This is a genomic window from Flavobacterium sp. Flavsp81 (assembly GCF_059491325.1).
The window spans coordinates 4,949,231-4,969,678 of sequence record NZ_CP168505.1; the positions used below are offsets into that span (position 1 = coordinate 4,949,231).

The following is a 20,448-nucleotide window of genomic DNA, read 5'->3' on the forward strand; positions in this document are numbered from 1 at the left end:
AAGATTACTTTATTGAAGGAGTTTTTTTGTCGTAATTTTGAAGTCTAAAATTGATTCATTTTTGAGAGTTTCCATTCACAAGTATATTCCGCATCCGAAGCAGTTTAAACAACAACTTTTAAGTTGGTCACAACAATTTCGAGAGGTTGTTTTTTTGGATAGCAATTCCTATCCCCAAGAATATTCCAGCTTCGATTGTATGATGGCTGTTGATGCCTTTACTTCGTTAACGACCGATTATCATAATGCTTTTGAAGATTTAAAGCAATATCATCAAACTACAAAAGACTGGCTTTTTGGTTATTTGTCTTATGATTTAAAAAATGACGTAGAGCCTTTAAAATCATCAAATTTTGACGGCTTGCATTTTCCGGATTTATTTTTCTTTCAGCCAAAAAAAATATTCTTATTGAAAGGAAATCAACTTGAAATTCAATATTTGTTGCTTTGCGATGATGAGGTTGAAGAAGATTTTAATGAAATTATTCAAAGCTATTCTGAGCCATTTGTTACACTGAGCGTAATCGAAGTGCAACAACGCATTTCTAAAAATTCATATGTTGAAAAAGTAACTAAAATGCTGGAACATATTCATGCCGGCGATATGTATGAAGCTAATTTTTGTATGGAATTTTTTGCTGAAAATGCAGTAATAAATCCGTTGGAAAAGTTTCAGAAGTTAAATGAAATTTCAAAAGCGCCATTTTCAGTTTTTTTTAAAAACAACAAACATTTTTTGCTTTCTGCTTCACCGGAACGTTATTTGAAAAAAGTTGGCGATACAATTATTTCAGAACCAATTAAAGGAACGTCAAAACGATTTTCAGATGTAAATGAAGATGAAAAATCGAAACAAGATCTGGAAACCGATGTTAAAGAACGTGCAGAAAACATCATGATTACCGATTTGGTGCGCAATGATTTATCACACACCGCACAAAAAGGATCAGTAAAAGTGGTGGAGCTTTGCAAAATTTATTCTTTTTTGCAGGTACATCAGATGATTTCTACGGTTACATCAAAAATAGATGCGCAATATTCTCCTATAGACGTTTTAAAAACGACTTTTCCAATGGGAAGTATGACGGGAGCCCCAAAAATTTCGGTAATGAAAATTATTGAAAACCTGGAAGAAACCAAGCGGGGTTTGTACAGCGGGGCTGTTGGTTATTTTACACCCGAAGGGGATTTTGATTTTAATGTCGTGATCAGAAGTATTTTGTACAATCAGGATAATAAGTACGTTTCGTTTTCTGTTGGAAGTGCTATTACTGCTCAGTCTGTTCCTGAAAAAGAATACGAAGAATGTTTGCTAAAGGCCAAAGCAATGTCTGAGGTATTATCAGGTTCAATTTGAAAATAATAAATTTGAAAAGTGTTTGTTATGAAATTAATCTTAAGAACCTATAATCTAAAACTAAAGCACACTTTTAGAATTTCAAGAAAATCAATTGATTTTCAGCCTTCACTTATTGTTGAATTACAGGAAGACGGATTTTCCGGATACGGAGAAGCAACTTCAAATCCGTACTATAATATTACTGTTGAAATTTTGCAGAATGATATTGAAAAAATCCGTGATGTTGTAGAGGCGGTTTCTGATGAAACTCCCGAAGAATTCTGGTCAAAAATAAATCTGTTATTTAGTAGTGCAAATCCTTTTGCGTTATGTGCTTTAGACAATGCTTATAATGATTTGTACGCCAGTAAAAAAGGAAAAAAGCTGTATGAATTATGGAATTACAATATTACACACAATCCACTGACGAATTATACAATTGGGATTGACAGTATCGAAAATATGATTACGAAAATGAAGGAAATGCCATGGCCTATTTATAAAATAAAGCTCGGAACTCCGGATGATATTGCCATTGTAACTGAATTACGAAAACATAGTGATGCTGTTTTTAGGGTCGATGCGAATTGTGCGTGGACAGTTGAGGAAACGTTGCAAAATGCCATTATTTTGAAAAAATTAGGTGTGGAATTTATCGAACAGCCTTTAAAAGCAAATGATTGGGAAGGGCATCGTGAAGTTTTTAAAAATTCTGTTTTGCCCATTATGGCAGATGAAAGTTGTATTATGGAGAATGATGTTGCTAAATGTTATAATCATTTTCATGGCGTCAATATAAAACTTATGAAATGCGGCGGTATAACTCCAGGCAGAAGAATGATTGCCGAAGCTAAAAAATTAGGATTAAAAACGATGGTAGGCTGTATGACGGAATCTACGGTTGGAATTTCGGTTATTGCACATTTACTGCCCGAATTAGATTATGTAGATATGGATGGTGCTTTGCTTTTGGATGAAGATATTGCAAATGGTGTTACTATCAAAAACGGAAAAACATATTATCCGGACAGAACAGGAACAGGAGTGATTTTGTCTTAACATTTCCTTTTAAAATAATGTACCTTTGTAAAAAATTAAACGATGACAAATAACGATATCTTAAAAAAACTTCGCGTGGCTTTAATGCTCCGTGATGACCAAATAGTTGAAATTTTAGAATTAGTAGATTTTAGAATTACAAAATCAGAATTAGGTGCTTTTTTCAGAGCTGAAGATCATGAGAATTACATGGAATGTGGCGATCAGGTTTTGCGTAACTTCTTAAACGGATTGGTGATTCATTTAAGAGGGACGAAAGAAAATCCAAAAAATCCAAATGATGTTTTAGCTAAACACAAAGCTGAAATCCCTAAGAAAGAAAACACAAAAGAAAGGCCCGAATTTAAAGCAAGTCCAAAAGATTCAGAAAAAGGAAGAGGGGATCAAAAACCTTCAAAATCAGGTCCGGCAGCTAAAAAACCTTTCAAGAAAAACAACACGAAAACTGCGCCTAAAGTACAGGTCGTAGAAAAGGTTGTTTACAAAAACGGTAAGAATAAAAAATAATAGACATTACAATATCATGATTTAATAAATCCCTTCGAAACAATCTAAGGGATTTTTTTATTACCAAAGATTTTATCGTAGAGGTGCACAGCAGTGCATCTACGCAATGTTGGCGGTAATTGATTCATAGATGGTAGACGCACTGTGCGCCTCTACGGGATGCTTTTCTTTCAAAAACATTCCGAAACGGAAATTTTATATTGATATGTAACTGCAAAAAAAAAAATCCACTCGTAAACGAATGGATTTTAATATATATGACTAATTTCTTATTTGATTAAGATAATGCAGCTTTAACCTGATCAGCAGCTTCCTGAAATTGAACAGCTGATAAAATTGGCATACCTGAATTGTCAATTAATTCTTTTGCAATTTCAGCATTTGTTCCTTGCAAACGAACGATAATTGGAACTTTAATAGCATCACCCATATTTTTGTAAGCGTCAACAACTCCTTGTGCCACACGGTCACAACGAACAATTCCACCAAAAATATTGATTAAAATTGCTTTTACATTTGGATCTTTTAAGATAATACGGAAAGCAGTTTCAACACGTTTTGCATCAGCAGTTCCACCAACGTCAAGGAAGTTAGCAGGTTCAAAACCAGCATATTTAATTAAATCCATAGTTGCCATTGCAAGTCCGGCTCCGTTTACCATACATCCAACTGTACCATCAAGATCTACGTAATTTAAACCTACTTCTTTAGCTTCTACTTCAATTGGATTCTCCTCACGGATATCACGCATTTCAGCATATTTAGCTTGTCTGTATAAAGCATTATCATCGATATTTACTTTAGCATCAACAGCCATAATTTTATTGTCTGAAGTTTTCAAAACCGGGTTGATTTCAAACATAGAAGCATCAGAACCAATGTAAGCGTTATATAATGAATCGATGAATTTCACCATTTCTTTGAAAGCATTTCCGGAAAGGCCTAGATTAAAAGCAATTCTTCTTGCCTGAAAACCTTGTAATCCAACAGAAGGATCAACTTCTTCTGTAAAAATTAAATGAGGAGTGTGTTCAGCAACTTCTTCAATATCCATTCCACCTTCAGTAGAATACATAATCATGTTACGACCAGTAGCTCTATTCAATAAAACAGAAACATAAAATTCAGAAGTTTCACTTTCACCAGGATAGTAAACATCTTCTGCTACTAAAATTTTGTTTACTTTTTTACCTTCGGCAGAAGTCTGAGGTGTGATCAATTGCATTCCGATGATTTGTCCAGCAATTTCTTCAACTTGTTGCAAGTTTTTAGCCAGCTTAACTCCACCACCTTTTCCACGACCACCTGCGTGAATTTGTGCTTTTATTACATGCCATCCTGTACCGGTTTCGGCAGTTAATTGTTTTGCAGCAGCAACAGCTTCAACTGCATTATTGGCTACAATTCCGCGTTGAATGCGTACTCCGTAACTTGCTAAAATTTCTTTTCCTTGATATTCGTGTATGTTCATAATATAGAATTTGTCTGGTTCTGAATTTAGTTCAGAATAAAAGTGCGACAAAAGTAGCAAAATTCAACTTAAAAGTAAAATCTTTTTTAATTAATAATAAACCAGCTCCGGATTGTTAAATAATTTTATTTTAAGGTCAATATAAGGTTAAGCAAATATGTTTTAAAAGTTAATTTCTAAGTGCTATATCGTTTTAGATTTAACATAAAAGCAATGTGTTTTTCTTGCTGATTGTTGATTTTTCTTAATATAATTTAAAACCGATTATCATTTTGGCAATTCACAATGCGTTCTATGAAATTATTATCATTTAAGAACCCTTTTTCTAATATTCCTATAAAAGTGTAAGCGAAATTATAATTTCGATACATTATGTTTAACGAAATCTTTATTTTTGTAAAAAAAAAATATCAAGAATGAAACTAAAAGAACAAGGCCTTTATTTGCCAGAATTCGAGCACGAAAACTGCGGAGCTGGTTTTATCTGCAATCTTAAAGGAGAAAAGACAAACCAAATTATTCATGATGCCCTTGAAATCCTGGTTAAACTGGAACATAGAGGCGGAGTGAGTGCTGATGGTAAAACAGGAGACGGAGCTGGACTTTTAATAGATATTCCTCATGAGTACTTCAAGAGGGTGTCTGGTTTTGAATTGCCTGCTGCACGTGAATATGCTGTTGGAATGGTGTTTTTGCCAAAAATTACAAATCAATACGATTATTGTAAAGATATTTTTGAAAAAGAAGTCAAAGCACAAGGACTTTCTGTTTTAGGATGGAGAGAGGTGCCAGTTGATTCTACTCAATTAGGTGAAATTGCATTAGCATCAGAGCCAAAAATCGAGCAAATTTTTATTGGAAAAAAAGAAGCTATTGAGGATGCTGTATTTAAAGCAAAATTATATGCTGCACGTAAAATTACGGAGCATATTATCAGAAGTTCAAAAATATCGCAAAGCTCTTATTTTTACGTTCCAAGTTTATCTACTACGACCATAATATATAAAGGTATTATTATGCCTGAAGATATTGGTCCGTATTATACGGATTTACAACAAACGGATTTGGTAACACGCTTAGCATTAGTGCACCAGCGTTTCTCTACTAATACAATGCCTACATGGGAATTGGCTCAGCCGTTTAGATACATGTGTCAAAATGGAGAGATCAATACTTTGCGTGGAAACGTGAGCAGAATGCGTGTTCGTGAAGAAATTATGAAAAGTGAGGTTTTCGGACCGCAAATCGATAAATTATTCCCAATTATTTTACCGGGTAAATCAGATTCTGCTTCTATGGATATGGTTGTGGAATTGTTAACGCATACCGGAAGATCATTGCCTGAAGTGATGATGATGATGATCCCTGAAGCGTGGGAAAAACACAAAACAATGTCGCCTGAAAGAAAAGCATTCTACGAATATAATGCTTGTATCATGGAGCCATGGGATGGTCCTGCTTCTGTACCTTTTTCTGACGGTGATTATGTTGGAGCTTTATTGGACCGTAACGGACTAAGACCTTCAAGATATACAGTTACCAAAAGTGGTAAATTAATTATGGCATCCGAAATTGGAGTTGTAGATGTTCCTGCAGAAGATGTAGAAAGCCATGGCAGATTAGAGCCGGGGAAAATGTTCCTGGTTGATATGAACAATGGGCGCATCATTAATGATGAAGAAATTAAAAGCAAAATTGTTTCTGAAAGACCTTATCAGGAATGGCTGGATCAATACAGATTACATTTAAGAGATGTTCCTTCAACATCTGAAGTTTGTCCGATAGAAACTATCGACTTGCCAACAAGAGAGCGTCTTTTTAATTATACATTAGAAGATATTCAGGATGTGATTACACCAATGGCTCAAACCGGTAAAGAGGCTTTGGGTTCAATGGGAACAGATACACCTCTTGCAGTATTGTCAGACAGACCTCAGTTAATCCCGAATTACTTCAAACAATTATTTGCTCAGGTTACCAATCCGCCTTTGGATGGAATCCGTGAAGAAATCGTTACTGATATTGCTTTGAATTTAGGTCAGGACCGTAATATTTTTGATATCACCAGTAAGCAATGCCGAAAATTAAGAATTCAGAATCCGGTTATTTCCAATGGTGATTTAGAGAAAATCAGAACTATTTCTATCGATAATTTTAAAGCAGAAACTTTCGGAATTTTATATCCTAAATTAGAGGGTATGAACGGTTTGGAAAATGCTTTGGATGCAATTATTGTTCAAATAACAAAAGCAGTAGAAAGAGGTACAAATATTATTATTCTTTCTGACAGAGGGGTTAATAAAGAATTTGCACCGATTCCAGCGCTATTGGCATGCTCGTATGTAAATCATCAGATGAACCGTTTACGTAAGCGTTCATACTTTGATATTATTATAGAATCTGCTGAACCGCGTGAGCCGCATCATTTTGCTACATTGTTTGGATATGGCGCCAGTGCGATTAATCCATATATGGTAAATGAAATTATCCGTGTACAGGTACAGGAAGGATTCATTACCGGAATCAGCGAACAAAAAGCGGTTGATAATTTCAATAAAGCTATTGGTTCAGGGATCCTGAAAATTATGAATAAAATTGGAATCTCAACTTTGCATTCGTACAGAGGTTCTCAAATTTTTGAAATTGTTGGATTCAATTCTAAATTCGTTCAAAAATACTTCCCATATACTACTTCAAGAATTGAAGGTATCGGATTGTATGAAATTGAAAAAGAAATTACAGAAAGATACAAGTATGCATATCCTGATAAATTAATTCCAAACAGATTAGGTTTAAACATTGGAGGAGAATACAGATGGAGACGTAACGGAGAAAGACATATGTTCAATCCTACTACGATTGCCAAATTACAACAGGCGGTTCGATTAAGTGATCAGGACAGTTATGATGTGTATGCAAATGCAGTTAACGATCAGGCCAAAAATTTAATGACCATTCGTGGATTATTTGAATTTGATAATTTAAATCCAATTCCATTAGACGAAGTAGAACCGTGGACAGAAATTGTAAAACGTTTCAAAACGGGAGCAATGTCTTACGGATCGATTTCAAGAGAAGCGCATGAAAATTTAGCTATTGCGATGAACCGTATTGGAGGAAAATCCAATTCAGGTGAAGGCGGGGAAGACAGAAAGCGTTTTCAGCCGGACATCAACGGAGACAGTCGTAACTCGGCTATCAAGCAAGTTGCTTCGGGACGTTTTGGAGTTACTTCCCACTACTTATCAAGTGCAAAAGAAATTCAGATTAAAATGGCTCAGGGAGCTAAGCCTGGAGAAGGTGGTCAGTTACCCGGAGAAAAAGTATTACCGTGGATTGCAGAAGCACGTAATTCAACTCCTTTCGTAGGATTGATTTCGCCTCCGCCACACCACGATATTTATTCTATTGAAGATTTGGCACAATTAATCTTTGACTTGAAAAATGCTAACAGAGAAGCCCGTATCAATGTGAAACTGGTTTCTGAAGTAGGAGTTGGAACAATTGCTGCAGGTGTTGCCAAAGCAAAAGCAGATGTTGTTTTAATTGCAGGTTATGATGGTGGAACAGGAGCATCTCCTTTGACATCATTAAAACATGCAGGACTTCCCTGGGAACTTGGATTGGCAGAAGCACAGCAAACTTTGGTTTTAAATAACTTAAGAAGCAGAATTGTTGTAGAATGTGATGGTCAGTTAAAAACTGGTCGTGACGTAGCTATCGCTGCTTTATTAGGAGCAGAAGAATTTGGTTTTGCAACCGCTCCTCTTGTAGCTTCCGGTTGTATCATGATGCGTAAGTGTCACCTGAATACGTGTCCGGTAGGAATTGCTACTCAGGATAAAGATTTGCGTAAAAACTTCAAAGGAACACCGGAACACGTTATTAACTTCTTCTATTATGTTGCAGAAGAATTAAGAGGTATTATGGCGCAATTAGGATTCAGGACTTTAGGAGAAATGGTTGGTCAGACACATAAAATCAATTCTAACAAAGCGATTGATCATTATAAAGCAAAAGGATTAGATTTATCTTCTATTTTGTACAGACCGGCTGCTTATAAAACGATGCCTGTAAGAAATACAGAAAAGCAGGATCATGGTTTAGAAGGTGTATTGGATTTCCAAATACTGAAAGATTCTCACAGAGCTTTATACAGAAAAGAAAAAATGACTTTAGCCTATCCAATCAACAACATAAACCGTTCAGTTGGTGCTATTGTAAGTAATGAAATTTCTAAAATATATGGTCACCTTGGATTACCTGAGGATACCTTGAATATTAATTTTACCGGTTCTGCAGGTCAGAGTTTAGGAGCGTTTAGTGCTCATGGACTGACATTTACTGTAGAAGGAAATACAAATGATTATTTAGGTAAAGGATTATCCGGAGCCAAATTAATCATTAAAAAACCTGCAAAAGCCACTTTTGTAGCTGAGAAGAATATCATTGTTGGAAACGTTTGTTTATTTGGTGCAATCGAAGGAGAGGCTTATATCAATGGTATAGCCGGAGAGCGATTTGCAGTACGTAATTCCGGAGCGATTGCTGTAGTGGAAGGTGTTGGAGATCATGGTTGTGAATACATGACCGGAGGTAAAGTTGTAGTACTGGGTGGTACCGGCCGTAATTTTGCGGCGGGTATGAGCGGTGGTATTGCTTATATCTATGATCCTGAAAACAAATTTAAAAACGGATTGTGTAATACTGAAACAATTGAATTCGAAACAGTCGAAGGCGAAGATGAAGCTGACTTAAGAGGATTGATTGAAAAGCACGTTCTGTACACGGAAAGCAGTAGAGGGAAAGAATTATTGAACGATTGGGCAACCAGCTTAGACAATTTTGTAAAAGTTATGCCTACAGAGTACAAAAAAGCGTTAAAGCGTCTGGAAACAGAAGAACAAATGGTAGAAGAATTAACAGCATAATACAATGGGAAAAGTAACAGGTTTTAAAGAATTCGAAAGACAAGACGAATCATATCTAGCGGTTAAAGAACGTGTAGGAAATTACAATGAATTTACGATTCCTTTGAGTGAAGCTGAAATTACTACTCAGGGATCTCGTTGCATGGATTGTGGTATTCCTTTTTGTCACAGTGGCTGTCCTCTTGGGAATTTAATTCCCGATTTCAATCACATGGTATACCAGGAAGAATGGCAAAAAGCCTCATGGATTTTGCATTCAACCAATAATTTTCCTGAATTTACAGGACGTCTTTGCCCGGCACCATGCGAAAAAGCATGCGTGTTAGGACTTATTGAAGATCCAATTTCTATAGAGAATATTGAAAAAAATATTGTTGAACGTGCTTTCGCAGAAGGATGGATCAAACCACAACCGCCAAAAGTAAGAACTGGTAAAACAGTTGCAGTTGTAGGATCAGGTCCGGCAGGTTTAGCAGCAGCTCAGCAATTAAACAGAGCAGGTCACACTGTTACAGTTTTTGAAAGAGATAATGCTATTGGAGGTTTATTGCGTTATGGAATTCCAAATTTCAAATTAGAAAAAGGAATTATCGACAGACGTGTAGCTATTTTAGAGGCAGAAGGAATTACTTTTAAAGTAAATGCTAATGTTGGTGTAAACTACGCTATTGAAGATTTAAAAGCGTTCGATTCTATTGTACTTTGTGGAGGAGCTACAGAAAGAAGAGGTTTGCCAACTCCTGGAGCTGATGCTGATGGTGTGGTTCAGGCTATGGATTTCTTATCTCAGCAAACAAAAGTATTATATGGAGAAAAAATCGAAAATCAGGTACTGGCAACCGGTAAGGATGTTATTGTAATCGGAGGTGGAGATACCGGATCTGACTGTGTGGGAACATCAAACCGTCACGGAGCAAAATCGGTAACGAACTTTGAGATCATGCCTAAGCCACCTGTAGGAAGAGACAAATCGACTCCTTGGCCTTACTGGCCGTTGCAGTTAAAAACGTCAACTTCACACAAAGAAGGCTGTGACAGAAACTGGTTAATCAATACTAAAGAATTTATCAAAGATGCCAATGGTAAACTGATAGCTTTAAAAACAGTAAATGTTGAATGGAAAATAGTTCCGGGACAACGTCCGGAGTTAATTGAAGTAGAAGGTTCTGAAAAAGTATGGCCTTGTGATTTAGCTTTATTGGCACTTGGATTTACCGGACCTGAAAAAACTTTAAGCGAACAACTAGGATTGGAACTTGATTTTAGAAGTAACTATAAAGCTCATAATTACCAGACTAATGTTCCAAATGTATTTACAGCCGGAGATATGAGAAGAGGACAATCACTAATTGTATGGGCGATATCAGAAGGAAGGGAAGCAGCCAGACAAGTTGATATTTACTTAATGGGAAGATCTGATTTACCGACTAAAGAAGGTGGAGATTTACTTGGAGTATAATTAATTATATTCATAAAAAGCAAAACGGCTGTCAATACTGATAGCCGTTTTGCTTTTTTATGTGTAATGTTTAATAAATTTTCTAAATGTTTAAAATTTAAATAAAATTCACATAAAGTTTAAAAAACAAACAATTTGTTATAATTTGTTATTTTTCTACATTTAATTTGCATACTCTCAAAAGAGTAATAAATTTGCTTAAAATAGTTTAACAATGCAAGCAAAAGATTTACTGCAGTTAGCAGACCAATTTGGAAGTCCATTATATGTTTATGATGCCGAAAAAATCCAATCACAGTACAATAGGTTAACGAAAGCTTTCTCTAAGGTAGAAAACTTGCGAATTAACTATGCCATGAAGGCTTTGTCTAATGTTGCGATTCTTCAGTTATTAAAGAACATGGGGTCTGGCTTAGATACTGTATCAATTCAGGAAGTTTTACTAGGGCTTCATGCTGGCTATGAACCTGAAAAAATCTTCTTTACACCAAACGGTGTTTCTTTGGAAGAGATCGAGCAAGTTGCCGAAATGGGGGTTCAGATTAATATTGACAACCTTTCCATATTAGAGCAATTCGGAACAAAATATCCAACTGTACCTGTATGTATCCGTATCAATCCGCATGTAATGGCGGGTGGAAACGAGAATATATCAGTAGGCCATATCGATAGTAAATTCGGAATTTCTGTACATCAGTTACCTCATTTAGTGCGTATTGTAGAGAACACACACATGAATATCGTAGGTATCCACATGCACACAGGATCTGATATTTTAGATATTGAAGTATTTTTATATGCAGCCGAAATATTATTCGACGCCGCTAAAAAATTCAAAAACCTGGAATTTTTAGATTTCGGAAGCGGATTCAAAGTACCGTACAAAAAAGACGATATCGAAACCGATATTGAGGAATTAGGTAAAAAATTATCAAAAAGATTTAATTCTTTCTGTGCTGAATATGGTAAAGATTTAACCCTGATTTTCGAACCGGGGAAATTTTTAGTGAGTGAAGCAGGTTTCTTCTTGGCAAAAGTAAATGTAGTAAAACAAACGACTTCAACGGTTTTTGCCGGAATCGATAGTGGATTCAATCACTTGATTCGTCCGATGTTCTACGGTTCACAACACCATATCGAAAACATCTCCAACCCAAAAGGAAAAGAGCGTTTTTACTCCGTAGTAGGATACATTTGCGAAACCGATACGTTTGCAAGCAACAGAAGAATCCCGGAAATTGCAGAAGGCGATATCCTGGCATTCAGAAACGCAGGAGCGTATTGTTTCTCAATGGCTTCGAACTACAATTCAAGATACAAACCGGCTGAGGTTTTATGGATGAACGGTCAGGGAATCCTGATTCGTCAACACGAAACATTCGAAGATTTGCTTAAAAATCAAATTCCGTTGCCAGTAGAAGCAACAGTTTAAAAATAAAAAAAAGAGAATATCAATGATGAAGTCCCATTCCCGAAAGGTGAATGGGATTTTTTTGTTTAAGATTGTTGGATTATTCGAAACCAAATTGTCAGGCTGAGCGAAGTCGAAGCTTCAGCCCAATCTTGTCATCCTGACGGAGGAAGACACGAGCGATAGCGAACTGGCGCAGCAATCTCCGAAAGAAACTCCACAAAGTATAGCAACCAGCAACCAGCAACCAGCAACCAGCAACCAGCAACCAGCAACCAGCAACCAGCACCAGCAACCAGCAACTAATTTTTTTAAGGGCGTGTCCCTCCGGGTCGGGCTTTCGGCTCTATCTTTTATTCCGCTCCGTTTCATAAAAGGATACCGCCTCTATCCCTCACGCATTTGGTTTCATAAGCAATAAATTGATTTTAGATTATTTGTAATAAAAAAGGACTATTTTTAGCTTTAACTAAAATCTGTAACATAATACATAATGACAACATACATTACATATATTTCAAATATAAATTCTGAAGAACTTTACGATGGTTTAGTTGGACACGGATTATTCACAAGCAAAATTCCACAATTTATTACAAGTGAAAACTTTTTGTTATATAGTAAGACTCCAAAATATCCAAAACACTCCAATGAAAGAGATTATATTAGATATTCTGGAATGCGTAATATTAATGTTCCAAGACCTTTAGCAATTCCTGATCCATTTGCGTATGCTAATCTCTGTAAATTTATTTCAACTGTTTGGCCACAATTGACACAACACTTTCGAGATAAGACGAGTACTGAATTACATAAAGTTAGTAGAATTCATATTCGCAAGCTTTTTAATGATGAGGTACTTTTTGAAATGAATTATAAAAATTTCTTTATGGATGGAGATCCACGTCAGGATATCATGATAAAGAGTAAATATATTGCTCATGCGGACATCGCTAATTGCTTTCCAAGTATTTATAGCCACTCTATTTCTTGGGCATTAGTGACTAAACAACACGCTAAAGTAAATCGCACGGCAACTCTTTGGTTTAATCAAATTGATACATTTACTAGAAATCTGAAATTTGGAGAAACAAATGGACTTTTAATTGGTCCGCACGTTTCTAATCTCATATCAGAAATTATACTAACGACTGTTGATTACGAATTAGTGAATAAAGGATTTAAATACATAAGAAACATTGACGATTATACTTGCTATGCAAAAAATCATGAAGAAGCCGAGAGTTTTATTTTGTCCTTATCGGACGAATTAAAGAAATATGAATTAACCTTAAATTCTAAAAAAACAAAAATTCTTCCTTTACCAACTGCTGATGTTAAAAACTGGGTAACAAAATTAAATCATTTCAACTTCGTAAATACATATGAAGGTCCAAATGGTCAAATTGGGATTCGAGTAAAAGAGTTGAAAGGTTTTTTTGATTTTGCTGTTGAATTAATGCTTGATGAAGGGGGTGATGCTTCTGTAATAAATTATGCGGTTCAAATAATAGCAGGGAAATTTCTGGGTGTTGGTGCAAAAAAATATTTGATCAAACAAATGCATCACTTAGTTTTATTATATCCATATTTAATTAATATTCTTGACGAACATGTTTTTGAGCCTCATTCGATTGACATTTCGGAAATTTTGATAATAGCAAAAGACATTTATGATTATGGAGTACGATGTAAAATTTATGAACCTTGCTCATTCGCTATTTATTGGGGACTTAAATACAATTTTGATTTACAAATTGCGTCAATTAAGGATGATTCAATCTTAGCGAATGATTGTATCTTTCTATTATTAGCATATAGAATAGATTTAAAATATCAGCGACGAATTTATTTACAGGAATATAAAGACCATGCTAAAACTCTTAATAATACAGATTTTCAGCAATATTGGCTTTTCATATATGAAGTTTTGACATTAAATGATCTAACAAATGAATTTAAGCATATGAAGAGACAAAGAATAACATTTATCAAACCAGGATTTTAGTTCATCTTTCATATATAACTTTTGCAGATTAATCAATATAATTACAACTAACAAATATGGATGTAAACATCAAACTGAAAACTCTTCGTGTCAAATTAAGACAAAATTCTCAAGAAATTATGAAGGATGTTTTACAAAGACATGTACCAAATGTTAGTTTAAAGGATAAATCTAAAAAAGAAATTTGTGTGTTTTGTGCCAGCGACGCAAATTTGACAAAGGAACATGTTTTGCCAAAATGGGTATTCGAAAATTGTACTAAAAGGTTATTTATTACTGATGTAAATGGTAGCGAGCAAACATATAATAAAACAACAATTCCAGCATGTGCTGATTGCAATAATGATCTTCTTGGAAATGTTGAAAAATATATGATTTCGACATTAGAGAGCATAGATTTATCAGAAACTTTTTTTAATCAGGAACAAATTCAAAATATAATTCGATGGTTAGAAATAATAGAATATAAATTCCAACTGCTTGAGATTCGTAGGAAGTTCCTAAAATCAAAAAAATTAGAAAATAATTCATACTTCAGAAACATTCCTATTTCGATTATGAGAGCGAATATTGATTATTCTCCTTATAAAGCAGTTTCACAAATAAGGCTGGCTCAGAAAAGAGTAACAAGAAAATCAAAAATTAATAATGAAAATTCATTAATTGTTTTTAAAACGAAAAATGAAAATTTCTATTTTTTTCATCATTTAAACGAGTTTATTTTCCTTGAACTCCCAAAATATAAAGTTGCTTTATTTTATTTTTATTCTAAGGAATTCGAAAATAATGAAATAGCTAAAGATGAAGCAATGAAGATTATAACATCTGTATACGAGTCATAATTTTTGAATACGATAGCGCAGATTTGCAACTCGATAGCGCGGATTTGCAATCCGTGCCCGCTTAGTGAAAAAAGATATTGTAATCCATTTTTAAACTTTAAAATGAATATATGAATGCAGATTTAATTGATGCAATTTTAAATGATATAAATAGTTCGGAAGAATACATTTTAAAAATTGAAGACATAAACGAAAACGGAGCTACAATGTTGCAATACCGAGAAGTTATTAGCTTTCTTTGTAAACAAGAATTGATTTTACAACCATTTACCAATCATGGTAAACTTACTTTGTTAGAAAAAGGTAAAGATGTACTGAGAGTTGGTGGCTATGAAGAATATTTGAAATCAGAACGAGAAAAGCAAAATAAAATTAATGAAAAAGCAATATTCGATCTAAGAATATCAAAATTTCAAGCCCGCTATGGTAAATATTCTCTTTACATATCTGCACTTGCTTTATTAGTTGCTATCGGTTCATTTATTACGGCAACGTTGATGTATAAATCGAGAATAAAAGAATTAGAAATGAAACAGCAGGAAATAGATAAAAAAATTGAAACTATTGATTCTATTCAGCGCGTTCCTGAAATTAAATATAAACCCCGATAGCGAAAATTTGCAATCCGTACCCGTAGTAGTAACAGAATACCACCAATTTTTAAAATAGATATGATATTTTGTATAGACAATTATAGTAATCCAAAAGAAATTGTAGTTTATGATTCCATAGATCAACTTACCAATATGATTGAATGGCAGGACATCTTGGACAAAGGAATAATAAATATCGACGCAGATGGTAATATTTATGAATGGGACGACAGCAAAAAATCTGAATATGGAAGCATTTATGGTTACTCAATGATAGTAGTAGCTACAAATAAAGATTTGGCAAACAAATGTTTTCTGAATTACGAAAGACTTAATAGACCCAATGAGTTTTTGCTCGACGATTGAAGTTTATGCCCGCATAGAGAAATTATCTATTTCTAACTCACTGTAGTAAAACATATAACCTAAAATATCATGAAACTATTATTATCTAGTATTCTTTTTATCCTCTTGGCTACTCAAGATGATTTCACATTTATAAAAGAAAATCAAAAAGTAGTTTTAAAAATCGACAACGGAACTAAAACATTAGTTTGGGGAAGAAAAGCAGTTCTGAATTTTAAGATAGAGAATATAGATACTAAAAAAATGACAATGTCTGCACCAGGAATTAGATTTATCAAAAGTAACAATCCAAAAGAAGAAGTAAACCTTGAAGTTATTCCTCAAAGGGAAGTTATAGAAAATGACACCTTAAATCTTCATATGGGGTTTCGAGACAAGAATAACGAATACATAAATCACAAATTTTCAATACTTATTACAAAATAGATATAGCACCTCTGCTAAAATCAACTACCTCTATCAGATATTTTTGTTATGTAAACAACTGATATTACTTAATTTACAATTAAAAGATTTTATATCCTATAAAAATTCTTACATATTTTTTATTAAATTTGAGATAAGCCCTGGTTGTTGACTTCAAGGTGTTGATTTTTAATATCTTGTGTTAAATCTATTCTTAACTTACAATAATTACACTCATGGGTATGTTTTGAATAATAATTTAAAATTGTTTACTATGAAATTTTACATTCTAATCTTTTTTAGCCTACTATCGATTTCATGCTTTTCTCAAAATGATACCTTAAATATAAATCAGAATGACAGCCTAAAGATAAAAAAAGGCGATCGATTCAAAGTGGCAGGTTCCGTACTTGCAGACAGCTTTCATAGTGTCCCGGGTGATTTTTCAGCAATGGGACATAACGTGTCAGGTAACTGGAAAAGAACAGCTCTTTATACTGCGGGGATAATTGGTTTAATAGCCATTGACAAACAAACTACAGGTTTTCTGCACGATAAGATAGAACCGAATATTGATTATAGTTTGCCTGATATCGGACCTAAAAATACCAAAATTATAACCGGAGATGACCCTTATATTGTTTACCCAATCATCGGGCTATATGCAGGTTCATTAATTATTAACAACAAAAAAGGACAAGTTACTGCTCTTAATGCGGCTAAATCTTTAGCATATTCTTATGTTATAACTCAAATATTTCTAAAAACGATAACGGCAAGAAACAGGCCACAAAGAAGAATAAATGATGATAAACCTGTAGTAGAGCCCTTGACAAAAGATCCATGGGATTTTGGAAACTTCCATGGGATTCACTTCAGGCAAGGTGGTCCGGGTACTTCATTTCCTTCTTTTCATACTACCTCTTATTTTGCTGTTGCCAAAGTATTCCAAATGGAATACAACAACTATTGGATACCTTATACCTTTGTTACTGCGGTATTTCTTGCAGATATAAAAAGTCATGACCATTGGGTTTCCGACTTATTGGTAGGTGGATTAATAGGTACAATAATTGGTCGATCTGTAGTAATTAGCAGTCGGAAACAAATGGCAAAAAATGAATCCAGTGCTTTTAACGACAATCCTAAAAAATTTAAAATGCAGAAACAATTAATCCCTCAAATTTCAAACTCTGTGATTGGATTCCATTTTATTGGAACTTTTTAGGCTCTGAATTATTATGAAATTTATTTTAACCATCTGTCACGATATAAACTTCGCGATATTGAATGCTTCGACAATATGTTCAGGAATGATATGTGGCTCTAGCTTGCGACTTATAACAACACGTTATAACATCTCAAAAGATGAATGGGATTTTTTTACTCTTCCTCACCAAATCAACTTCAATTAACTCAAATAAAATATTACTTTAGCTTAGTACAAATTCAATTATCGTTAATAAAAAGTTTTGTACCTGTCATAAATCAAAACTAAAACCAAAAACAATGAAAATTACGATCCCCCTGTCGGTATTATTCCTGTTGCTTACTACTAATTTATTCAGTCAGACTATCGCTGATTTAAAACTAAAAAACAAGGAAATTCCCAAAAGCTACTTTTTAAGCGACGGTAATAACTGCGTTTCTGTTCAGGCCTGTACTTTTTATAATGATATTGAAACGTACAGCAATATTGTTGGAACGGTAAAAAGCAAAGGAATGCAAAGTTTTAAAAGTAAAACAGATAGCGGCTCTATCATGTATTTTGAATTTGAAAACAGATTCAAAGGCGACAGGTTCCTGCAAGGTTTGCTGTGGGGAAAAGACAACGAACCAACAGACGCACATCCGGAAGAGTATCTTGCAAAAGGAAAGTTTCTGATCATCTGGAGTTTTCATCCTGACAGCATCATTAAAGAAAAATCAGAAGCTAAAATAGAGGCAGTTTTGCAATAAACAATAAAATTCGCCGCCCCACTCATAACTATAAGCTGAGGAGAGGAATTTTATGAATTGAAAACATCATAATCAAACAAAAAAAACAGATATGAGAATAGGAATAACGATAATTTTAGGAGCATTTATTCTTTTTGGGTGTAACCAAAATCCCAAAGAAAAAATTAAGGAAATTGAGAAAAACGATACAACAACAAAGACCGAAAAAAATGTTGAAGCCGTGCCTGTAAATATTGACGACGAAAACAATGAAATCGAGCAGCTCAGCCTAATTCCTATTGATACAGTAGATTCTAAAAATAAGGATATTTATAAAAAATACGGTATTGAGTTTAGTGGTAATTGTTACGATTGTGATTTAGCAGAAATGTCTATAATTGAAAAAACAATAAAATTGACAAATGTGTGTGATGGTAAAATAGCTCAGGTATTTGAAATTGTAAAAATCACCCATACTAAAAATGGAATTGAAGTTAAAACTGCACAAAACGACTTTGTGTTTACAGAAATTGACAAAGCACCCATTTATGAATTGAAAATCACGGGCAAGGACATAAAAGCCGAAAATTTACGAATTTCTAAATACTACACATTGAAGAAATTATTGAAGAAGTTTGAACAACATGATTGTGGAGATTTTCAAGGATAAAAAGCAATAGTCCAGAGACATAACATTATTTCAAATAATCAAGCATAAAAATGAAACCACAAATACGAATTCTAATCTATTCATTATTATTTTTTACCTATAGTTTTTCAACTTCGCTTTTACTCACGCTAGGCGAAAAATTAAAAGATCACAGATTTATAACTTTAGGTTGCGGATTCTTACTTATAAATCTTATTTATTCCTTTTTGATACTAAAATGGACACCTTTATTAAACATAGTCTGTTCTGTTATAATTGCACCTTTGGCCTTATTCTTAGCCTTAAAGTTTGGAGATTTACATTTATTTTCACAATATGATGCTTATGGTATCAAGACAGCATTAATGGCCAATGTTCTTTTTTCTATTATTCTTTGGGAAATTGCTTATCAGGTAAAAATAAAAAATAGTATTTCTAAAGATAAATAATATAGTAAATCCAGATATCCTTTTTTCTTAAATTAAATTTAAGAAAAATCATTCAAATATTATTCTATCTTAGCAGAAAAATACTCTGTTTACTAACTTTTCACAAATCACAGAGCGTTGCAATATTTAGAACTACTATGAAAAAAGCATTTATTCTAATTATTCTTTTTACAGTTATAAGCTGTAAGAAGTCTGATAAAATAGAAAGAGAAAACCAGCCAACAATTTATAATGTTGAAAATCAGGATGCCGAAATGAACAATGTCATCATTGAAGCTAAACAAACATTACCCGAATTTTATAAAGCACTGGAAAGCAGGAATCCAAATCACGAAGCTTTTGCCGTTAAAATGCATTTTAAAATAAACAACGATGGAGAACATATCTGGATTAATGGTTTATTTAAGCGAAACGGTGAATATTTTGGGATAGTAGATAATCTTCCTGAATTTACGAAAGAAGTTAAACAAGGAGATAGAATTAAGATAGATGCCAGTAAAGTAAGCGACTGGATGTATCTGGATAATGGTGAATTGAAAGGCGGCTATACAATAAGATTACTTAGAAACAGAATGTCGGAAAAAGAAAGAATGGAGTTTGATAATACTAGCGGAATGGTTATAAAGTAAAATGTGGAATAATAGCCATTACGTAAGCAAAACATCATGAGAGAAGATTTTAATTTCTACAACGTTTACAACTACATTGAAAACCAGATAAAAAAGAGTGATATGTCTTTTTATCCTTATCATAATTACGAACTTCATTTAATAGACAATTCAGAAATTATCATAAAAAAAGAAGGTTACACTTTATCTAAAATAACAAAAGAAAGAGGCATTTTTGCTTTACCAAAAAGAGAAAAGGATAGTGTGGAAATGATAAAGAAAACAAATCAGCTGTTTTTAGAAATATTAGTTTTGGCCGGTAAGAATTTTAATGAATAAGGTGATTAGACTAAAATTAAATTTCAGAAAAGGCATAGTTGTTGAAAGTTAAAAAAGATATATTTACATCTTCA

The 20,448-nt window shown here is 33.8% G+C and carries 18 protein-coding genes; 17 read left to right on the forward strand and 1 reads right to left on the reverse strand.

Annotated elements, in window-relative coordinates:
- Window positions 1–61 precede the first annotated feature (61 nt).
- Genes ACEN92_RS20455 through ACEN92_RS20465 form a run of 3 tightly spaced genes read left to right on the forward strand, consistent with a single transcriptional unit; the run spans window position 62 to window position 2,905 of the window.
- Window positions 62–1,357, forward strand: a complete 1,296-nt coding sequence (locus tag ACEN92_RS20455; protein ID WP_495640168.1) for an anthranilate synthase component I family protein — start codon at window positions 62–64, stop codon at window positions 1,355–1,357.
- A 27-nt stretch (window positions 1,358–1,384) separates the two neighbouring features.
- Complete coding sequence (locus tag ACEN92_RS20460) at window positions 1,385–2,398, forward strand: dipeptide epimerase (protein ID WP_495640169.1); 1,014 nt, start codon at window positions 1,385–1,387, stop codon at window positions 2,396–2,398.
- Window positions 2,399–2,440: 42 nt separating this feature from the next.
- Entirely contained in the window at window positions 2,441–2,905 is a 465-nt protein-coding gene (locus ACEN92_RS20465) for a DUF1456 family protein (RefSeq protein ID WP_495640170.1), read from the forward strand.
- A gap of 277 nt (window positions 2,906–3,182) precedes the next feature.
- On the opposite strand, the gene sucC is transcribed toward ACEN92_RS20465, so the two are convergent.
- Window positions 3,183–4,376: an ADP-forming succinate--CoA ligase subunit beta gene (gene sucC / locus ACEN92_RS20470; protein WP_495640171.1), complete on the reverse strand. Its 1,194-nt coding sequence runs from the start codon at window positions 4,374–4,376 to the stop codon at window positions 3,183–3,185.
- Window positions 4,377–4,792: 416 nt separating this feature from the next.
- Here sucC and gltB point away from each other — a divergent pair, with 416 nt between their 5' ends.
- The 14 genes from gltB to ACEN92_RS20540 all read left to right on the forward strand — a co-directional run bounded on the left by gltB (window position 4,793) and on the right by ACEN92_RS20540 (window position 20,374).
- Window positions 4,793–9,307, forward strand: coding sequence for a glutamate synthase large subunit (gene gltB / locus ACEN92_RS20475; protein WP_495640172.1), 4,515 nt, complete (start codon window positions 4,793–4,795; stop codon window positions 9,305–9,307).
- A gap of 4 nt (window positions 9,308–9,311) precedes the next feature.
- On the forward strand, window positions 9,312–10,766 hold the full coding sequence (locus ACEN92_RS20480; protein WP_495640173.1) for a glutamate synthase subunit beta: 1,455 nt from the start codon (window positions 9,312–9,314) through the stop codon (window positions 10,764–10,766).
- A gap of 214 nt (window positions 10,767–10,980) precedes the next feature.
- Entirely contained in the window at window positions 10,981–12,198 is a 1,218-nt protein-coding gene (gene lysA / locus ACEN92_RS20485; RefSeq protein WP_495640174.1) for a diaminopimelate decarboxylase, read from the forward strand.
- A 472-nt stretch (window positions 12,199–12,670) separates the two neighbouring features.
- Window positions 12,671–14,185 (forward strand): RNA-directed DNA polymerase, encoded by a 1,515-nt coding sequence (locus ACEN92_RS20490; RefSeq protein WP_495640175.1) that lies wholly within the window; start codon window positions 12,671–12,673, stop codon window positions 14,183–14,185.
- Window positions 14,186–14,241: 56 nt separating this feature from the next.
- Window positions 14,242–15,027: a hypothetical protein gene (locus tag ACEN92_RS20495; RefSeq protein ID WP_495640176.1), complete on the forward strand. Its 786-nt coding sequence runs from the start codon at window positions 14,242–14,244 to the stop codon at window positions 15,025–15,027.
- 110 nt (window positions 15,028–15,137) lie between these two features.
- Complete coding sequence (locus ACEN92_RS20500; protein WP_495640177.1) at window positions 15,138–15,638, forward strand: hypothetical protein; 501 nt, start codon at window positions 15,138–15,140, stop codon at window positions 15,636–15,638.
- 60 nt (window positions 15,639–15,698) lie between these two features.
- Entirely contained in the window at window positions 15,699–15,986 is a 288-nt protein-coding gene (locus tag ACEN92_RS20505) for a hypothetical protein (protein ID WP_495640178.1), read from the forward strand.
- Window positions 15,987–16,055: 69 nt separating this feature from the next.
- A complete protein-coding gene (locus ACEN92_RS20510; protein ID WP_495640179.1) occupies window positions 16,056–16,412 on the forward strand; it encodes a hypothetical protein in 357 nt (118 codons plus the stop codon).
- A gap of 253 nt (window positions 16,413–16,665) precedes the next feature.
- Window positions 16,666–17,619 (forward strand): phosphatase PAP2 family protein, encoded by a 954-nt coding sequence (locus tag ACEN92_RS20515; protein ID WP_495640180.1) that lies wholly within the window; start codon window positions 16,666–16,668, stop codon window positions 17,617–17,619.
- A 281-nt stretch (window positions 17,620–17,900) separates the two neighbouring features.
- On the forward strand, window positions 17,901–18,350 hold the full coding sequence (locus ACEN92_RS20520) for a hypothetical protein (protein WP_495640181.1): 450 nt from the start codon (window positions 17,901–17,903) through the stop codon (window positions 18,348–18,350).
- Between the two features lie 91 nt (window positions 18,351–18,441).
- Window positions 18,442–18,999 (forward strand): hypothetical protein, encoded by a 558-nt coding sequence (locus ACEN92_RS20525; RefSeq protein WP_495640182.1) that lies wholly within the window; start codon window positions 18,442–18,444, stop codon window positions 18,997–18,999.
- A gap of 50 nt (window positions 19,000–19,049) precedes the next feature.
- Window positions 19,050–19,427, forward strand: coding sequence for a hypothetical protein (locus tag ACEN92_RS20530; RefSeq protein ID WP_495640183.1), 378 nt, complete (start codon window positions 19,050–19,052; stop codon window positions 19,425–19,427).
- Window positions 19,428–19,564: 137 nt separating this feature from the next.
- Window positions 19,565–20,056 carry a YegJ family protein gene (locus ACEN92_RS20535; protein ID WP_495640184.1) on the forward strand — a complete coding sequence of 164 codons (492 nt, stop codon included), beginning with the start codon at window positions 19,565–19,567 and terminating at the stop codon, window positions 20,054–20,056.
- A gap of 36 nt (window positions 20,057–20,092) precedes the next feature.
- Window positions 20,093–20,374, forward strand: coding sequence for a hypothetical protein (locus ACEN92_RS20540; RefSeq protein WP_495640185.1), 282 nt, complete (start codon window positions 20,093–20,095; stop codon window positions 20,372–20,374).
- Window positions 20,375–20,448 lie beyond the last annotated feature (74 nt).